The organism is Kitasatospora sp. NPDC059747, assembly GCF_042732955.1.
In the GTDB taxonomy this organism is placed as follows: domain Bacteria; phylum Actinomycetota; class Actinomycetes; order Streptomycetales; family Streptomycetaceae; genus Kitasatospora.
On sequence record NZ_JBHWGV010000072.1, the window covers coordinates 44,985 to 49,378 of the forward strand.

At 76.1% G+C, this 4,394-nt stretch carries 4 protein-coding genes; 1 reads left to right on the plus strand and 3 read right to left on the minus strand.

The window, feature by feature from the left end; translation table 11 throughout:
• A partial coding sequence (locus ACFV4G_RS27860) for a serine/threonine-protein kinase (RefSeq protein ID WP_380444856.1) occupies positions 1 to 1,713 on the minus strand: 1,713 nt, incomplete at its 3' end.
• 212 nt (positions 1,714 to 1,925) lie between these two features.
• Here ACFV4G_RS27860 and ACFV4G_RS27865 point away from each other — a divergent pair.
• Positions 1,926 to 2,144, plus strand: coding sequence for a hypothetical protein (locus ACFV4G_RS27865; protein WP_380444852.1), 219 nt, complete (start codon positions 1,926 to 1,928; stop codon positions 2,142 to 2,144).
• Between the two features lie 30 nt (positions 2,145 to 2,174).
• Here ACFV4G_RS27865 and ACFV4G_RS27870 read toward each other — a convergent pair whose 3' ends face one another.
• Both ACFV4G_RS27870 and ACFV4G_RS27875 read right to left on the minus strand, forming a co-directional pair.
• Positions 2,175 to 3,080, minus strand: coding sequence for a hypothetical protein (locus tag ACFV4G_RS27870; RefSeq protein ID WP_380444853.1), 906 nt, complete (start codon positions 3,078 to 3,080; stop codon positions 2,175 to 2,177).
• Between the two features lie 75 nt (positions 3,081 to 3,155).
• Positions 3,156 to 3,917 carry a phytanoyl-CoA dioxygenase family protein gene (locus ACFV4G_RS27875; protein ID WP_380444854.1) on the minus strand — a complete coding sequence of 254 codons (762 nt, stop codon included), beginning with the start codon at positions 3,915 to 3,917 and terminating at the stop codon, positions 3,156 to 3,158.
• Positions 3,918 to 4,394: the final 477 nt, after the last annotated feature.

Here is a 4,394-nt window from a genome sequence, read left to right on the forward strand (position 1 = left end):
CGCCCCGCCCCCCTCGCCCGGGCGGCCTCGCACCCCCACCCCCCCGGCGCGCCCCCGGCGGCCCCCGCGTCCGCCGTCCCCCCGGTGGGGGGCCCCCCCGCCGCCCCCCCCCCCACGGTTGGCGGCCACGACGGCCAGGCGGTAGTCCCGCTCGTGGAGCGCGGCGTCGTCCTTCGTCGACTGGTGGGAACGGTCGCCGAGCGCGATGGGAGGCGTGGACGCCGTTCCGGTGTCGCCCTTCGTCCAGCCCGCGTAGAACTGCTGGGCCTGCTCGGCCGTCTTGAAGGTCAGGACGTCCAGGCCGACGAACGTGCCGGCCCTGCCGCCGTTGGCGAACCAGCGGGTGCACGACTGCACGGAGAACTCGTCCGGGGTTCCGGGGTTGTGCTGCTCCGACTTCCCCTCGGGAGTGCGCTTCTCCTTGCCGAAGAGCTGCTCCAGCCCGCCGGTGTCGATGTTCCGGCACTCTGCGGGCACCGGGCCGAGGGGCGTCGCGGTGCTGCTCGGGGCGAACGCCGGTGCGGCCGCCGCCGTGGGTGCTCCGGCCAGGCCGCTGGGGACGGGCGGGTTCGCCGCCGAATAGGTCGTGCCCGAGCTCGGGTTGAGCACCACGAGCGCCGTGATCCCCACCACGGCCGCCACGGCGACCGCGATCCCGACGAGCAACTGCCCACGGCGCCCGGCGTCCGTCGGTTCCGGTGCCGGTGCCGGTTCCGGTGTCCGCAGGGCCATCGTCGGGTCCGGCGTCGGGATCTCCGACGGCATCGTCGGGGTCGGGACGGGCTGCGGTGCGTCCTCCGTCCGCTCCGGCGCCGCGTCGAGGTTGAGCAACTCCACCGTCCGACGGCCGATCTGGGCCATCAGCGGGGCCGCGAGCCAGCCGGCGGCGACCAGATCGGCGGCGCCGCCCGGGGAGAGCCGGGCCGCGACCTGCCGCGGGGTCGGCCGCGCGGCCGGGTCCTTGGCCAGGCAGGCCTCCGCCACCTCTCGCAACTCGCCCTGCAGGCCACCGAGTTCGGGATCGCCGTGCGCCACCTTGTACAGCAGGGCGGCCGCGCTGTCCGCGCCGAACGGCGACGCTCCGGTGGCCGCGAACGCCAGCACCGCACCGAGCTGGAACACGTCCGAGGCCGGGCCCAGCGGCTGGTCCTGCACCTGTTCCGGCGACATGTAGCCGGGCGAACCCACCACGACCCCGGTGCTGGTGAGCGCGGACGTGGCGAGGCTGTCCATCGCCCGCGCGATCCCGAAGTCGATCAGCACCGGGCCGTCCGGCGACAGCATCACGTTCGACGGCTTGAGGTCGCGGTGGATCAGCCCCAGCCCGTGGACCGCCGTCAGCGCCTCGGCGAGCCCGGCGGCCAGCGCCCGCACGCCGTCCTCGGACAGCGGCCCGAACTGCGCCACGGCCTCGGCCAGCGAGGGCCCGGCGACGTACCCGGTGGCGACCCACGGCTCCGGCGACTCCGTGTCCGAGTCGAGCACCGGCGCCGTCCACGCCCCGCCGACCCGGCGCGCCGCGGCCACCTCACGCCGGAATCGGGCCCGGAACTCGGCGTCCGCCGCCAGCTCCGGCCGCACGACCTTGACCGCGACGGTCCGCCCGCCGGCCGTCCGCCCCAGGTAGACGCAGCCCATGCCGCCCGCGCCCAGCCGCCCGAGCAGCCGGTACGACCCGACGACGGAAGGATCCCCGGCCACCAACGGCTGCATCGTCACACCACTCCCCGTTCGCCGCCCCGCCGCTGTCCGGCCACGGCACCCCGAATTTGCCGCCCAGAGCTTAGCGGTATCCCTCAGACCCGCCCCCGCGCAGCCCGTGCGGCCTGCGCGGCCACCGCCATGGCCCGCCGGGCCGAGGGGTCCGCCGGATGACCGGCGACGAGGTGCAGGTCCGGCCCCCCGGTGCGTAGGCCCACGCACTCGTGGCGACGATGCTGGGCGCGGGCTGGGCGTTCCTGCACTCGACGCTCCGGGCGTGGGCGACGTCGGTGGTGCCCGAGGCGCGCGGAACGGCGGTCTCGTGCTCCGTCGCCGCGCTGTTCATCGGCAGCGCGCTCGGCGCGACCCTCGGCCGGGCGCGGCCGACCACGCGCGGTTCGGGCCGCTCTTCGGGGAGGCCGCCGCCGCGACCGTCCCGCTGACCGTCGCGATCGTGGTCGGCCGCCACCGCTTCACCGCCCGGGGGCAGGAGCCGGCCCGCCGGCCGGGGTGTCCGGGGTGTCCGGGGCCTTGACGAGCGACACCTTCGAAGCCTCCAGCGCGTTCGCGGGCTCCGGAGCCTCGATCGAGTCCGGTTCCGCCCCGCCGCCCGGCTGCTCGATCCGGCTCAGCAGCCGCGCGACGGCGTCCGTGCGCTCCCGCAGGGTCGCGACGTGAGCCGCCCTGGCCGGCTTGACGGGCTCCTCGGCGGGCCGCACCGGGATGCCGCGGCGGCGGGCGGTCGCGATGAGGCTCTCGCCGACCTGGCCGGACACGACGAGTGTGGCCACGGCGAAGCAGCCCGCGTCCAGGGTGCGCTGCCGGCCGAGCAGGCCGCGGTACACGATCCGCGCGGGCACGGCCAGTTCGTCCAGGCGCTGCTCGACCGACCCGCGCTCCAGCGCCGCGAGGACGACCGTGGCCAGCGCCTCGCCGATCTTGGTGACGGCCCACTTGCGGCCCGGCACCGGCGGCAGGAACTCCCGGACCTTGTCGACCTCCTGCTCCAGGGCGGTGGTGGTCAGCACCTCGAAGGCGTTGCGGGTCTGCACCTCCACGACCTTGTCCCACTCGATCTCCTCGCCGTCGAACCCGGCCTTCACCGGCCCCAGGTGCACGGCGCCGACGCCGTCGAGGAGTCCGAGCAGCTTGTGCACCGCGGCGGGGGTGCGGGGGTGCCGGCCGAGCAGCGTGCCGACCGACAGCTTCCACGGCTCGGTGGCGGGCACGGGCGGCGGCGCGACGGACGTGAGCGCCGTGAGCGCCCACCGTCCGCCCGCCACCGACCGGCCGCCGCGCAGCGCGGCCTGCCAGCCGGCCTGCAACCCGGCCTCGCCCCGCTCGGCCGCCACGCCTATCAGCCGCCCCAGACCACCCATCAGATCCCCGTCCTCACATCGGCAACCCGCCGATGGTAGGCGGTCGGGCGAGCGGCCCCCGCACCGGTCGGCCCTTCAGGAGCGGCGCAGGCCCGCCAGGACGGCCCGCTCGACCGGGGACGGAGCGGAGCCGTCCAGGTCGAGCAGCCCGGTCGGCTCCAGCGGGGGCTGGGCGATGAACCGCGGCACCGTCCCGCCGTGCCGCTGGGCGGCGTGTATCAGGAACGGGTGGCACAGGTAGACGTCCCCGGCCGCGCCGGTCGCCTCGACCTCCTGACGGCCCGCCGACGCCGGGACGGCCTCCCCGCACAGCGAGAACCACTCCCGGCCCTCCTCCCCCGCGGCGGTGAGCAGCGGCGGCACGTCGAGGTGCGAGCCGATCCGGATGCGGGTCGGGGCGTCGTCCGGGCCGACGTCGGAGAAGAGGAAGAGCATCAGCAGCGCGCGCCCGCGCGAGCGCAGGCCCACCCGGTACTCGCCCGAGTCCCCGGTCCAGCCGGCGTCGAGGTGCCAGCCGTCGTCGCCCGGGTCCTTCTCGCTCGGGAAGCGGATCGGGAAGGTGCCCAGCCCGAGCGGCGCCGTCCAGCGCCCCGCACCCACCAGTCGGTCGTACGCCTCGTGCAGGGCGGGGGTGTTGGCCGCCTCGCGGAACGGCGGCGTGGCCATGCCGCCGATCCGCACGACCGGCTCCGTCCACGTCCCCGGATCGTCGGGCGAACAGCCGCTCGCCGCCCACAGCTGAGCGCGGCACTCGTCCACCGTGGCCCGGGGCACGGCGCCCGGGACGCGGACGAAGCCGTCCGCGACGAAGGACTCGATCTCGGCTTCGGTCAGCACCGGCACACTCCACGGACTCGGCAGGTCAACTGCCCCGCAGCCTTGTCGAATCACCATGTGACGGCAAATCAATTTCCGCACCTGTGGACAACGTCGACGACGTGGACAACGCGGACAACACGGACGACGCGGACACATCGACACCGTGGACGACTCCGCGCAGCGGTGCTCCGCCGGGCGACGAAGGCGGGCCCCGTCCGGACGGCTCGGGTCGTCGAGCCGCCCCGGCCACGGCCGCCGGGGCCCGCTCGGCGTGCCGTCGGCGGCGGTGCCGGTTACCGTGTCCGGAGCCGAGGAGCACAGGGCCGACGGAGGGGTGCCGATGACGGACGTCGTCGATCGCGCGGAGCGTGCGGACGGAGCGGACGGGCCGGACCCCAGGGCGCGGCTGCTCGCGCGGGCCGCGGTGCTGTGCGCGGTGGCGGCCGTCGTCGCGATCGCGTTCACCGGCCTGCACGGGCTGCTCTCGGTGGTCGC